This is a genomic window from Lampropedia aestuarii, from assembly GCF_004803635.1.
Lineage (GTDB): Bacteria > Pseudomonadota > Gammaproteobacteria > Burkholderiales > Burkholderiaceae_C > Lampropedia > Lampropedia aestuarii.
Genome location: NZ_SSWX01000054.1, coordinates 1 through 1,503, shown reverse-complemented (window position 1 = coordinate 1,503; position 1,503 = coordinate 1). Strand labels below are relative to the sequence as shown.

Sequence of the window (1,503 nt, the reverse complement as noted above, 5' to 3'; positions counted from 1 at the left end):
CATTGGCTGCAATGCCTGCCCCACTGTGCGGTGTGGGTTCTAAGCCTTTGAGTGCCTCGGCAATCCTTGCTTCATTCTCCAGTTGCTGTGCGGATGGTGCTACTTCAGCGGGATCTGCCTGGGTGCCCAGGCCACCTTGCTCGGTCGCATCACCGCTGGCGTCCAGGCGGGCCAGTGGGACGTAGCTGGTGATTTGGCTGCCCCGGCGCTCTTCGATCAGGCGCATGCCTTTCCAGATCAAGACTGTTGTGCCAAACATGTCTTGCTTGATGTTACGCTAGCCGCAGCTGTTCTAGGGATGCTCTGCAAAACGCTCTGTTGTGATCTGAGCACGATCTCAGGCGATCTGTTTCGTTGTCTTTTTCGTCCATAGCAACGGCTATGGACGAAAAAGACGCCTCGCAGCTAATCCTGATACTGCACTCATTCCAGCAACGAGGTTTTTGCAAAGTATCCCTAAAACTGGGATTCAAGCAACGATTTATCGAATAATGAATTCTTAAATAATTTTTTATTCATAGGAGTTTGCAATTCCTTAAATTTAATAGAATTTTTTTTCATTACAAATACTATTAAAGGTATTGGATAGCTGTAAAAATCCGGATTTTTAGCAACATCCTCTATCAAAGAAGATGAAAAAGTGAGGAAATTCTCCACCTTTGGAATATAATAATCATTAAGACAGCTCTCAATATGCAGCATCATCTCATTCAAATTAGTTACATCCAGTAGATTAATTTTTCCATTGGATCTCGAAAATACACCTCGATCCTCCATCAATGTATTCATTGAAAAATCGTGCCCCAAGTCAGGAGGTCGATTAGATTGATATGGTGGAGCGATTTTAGACAAAAAATCAGAAAACTCACCAGAAACACATGCAATTGAAAAATAGTATGACTTTTGCGATGACAAATAATCAAAACTTATTTCACCAAAAGTTTCTTGATATTCATTAGATTTTAATTTCAAGGATTTCTTATTCGCCTTGATTTGCTGTGTAGCACGAATTCCATTTTTAAGAATTCCCGCAAGTGCTTCATCAAAATTCTTTTTTGCTTCTTTTGTCATAATCACATCAATATTTAAGAACATGGAACGTTGCGTCATGTACTGACCCACGTCCTCCGATGTTAACGGTCTTAGAGGGATTGCCAGTTGCCATTGTGAATTGGTCGTTACTTCCTTGAGATGGTCTAATCGTCCCGCCGCCAATCCCTTGAGTCGTATTCGAAGGACTCCCCATATTGTAAACACCAGCGTTTGTTTGATTTTTAGTCAACGCCCCTGATCCATGTTTAACCTCAAACACATGGATATTACCTTGCGCATCTTTAGCAACAATATCTGCTCGAATGCGAGAGCCATTAACTTTCATAGTGACTTCTTCTCCTAAAACTGTAAAGCCATTTCTTTCTAAATCGTGTTTAGCTTTGGCAGTACCACGCTTTCCGCTAAAACTACTTTTACACGCCCACCCCCAAGGATCAATCCAAGAAAGCG

3 protein-coding genes are annotated in these 1,503 nt (G+C 42.0%); all 3 read right to left on the bottom strand.

Annotated features, from left to right (window positions below; all coding sequences use genetic code 11):
- The coding region (locus E8K88_RS17845) for a hypothetical protein (RefSeq protein WP_136408015.1) at positions 1-259 on the bottom strand (259 nt) is incomplete at its 3' end.
- A 197-nt stretch (positions 260-456) separates the two neighbouring features.
- Positions 457-1,071 carry a hypothetical protein gene (locus E8K88_RS17840; protein ID WP_136408014.1) on the bottom strand — a complete coding sequence of 205 codons (615 nt, stop codon included), beginning with the start codon at positions 1,069-1,071 and terminating at the stop codon, positions 457-459.
- Between the two features lie 7 nt (positions 1,072-1,078).
- The coding region (locus E8K88_RS18130) for a hypothetical protein (RefSeq protein WP_205880129.1) at positions 1,079-1,503 on the bottom strand (425 nt) is incomplete at its 5' end.

Excerpts from the sequence above, each read along its gene's own strand:
- E8K88_RS17840 (WP_136408014.1), bottom strand. The coding sequence starts at position 1,071 with ATGACAAAAGAAGCAAAAAAGAATTTTGATGAAGCACTTGCGGGAATT.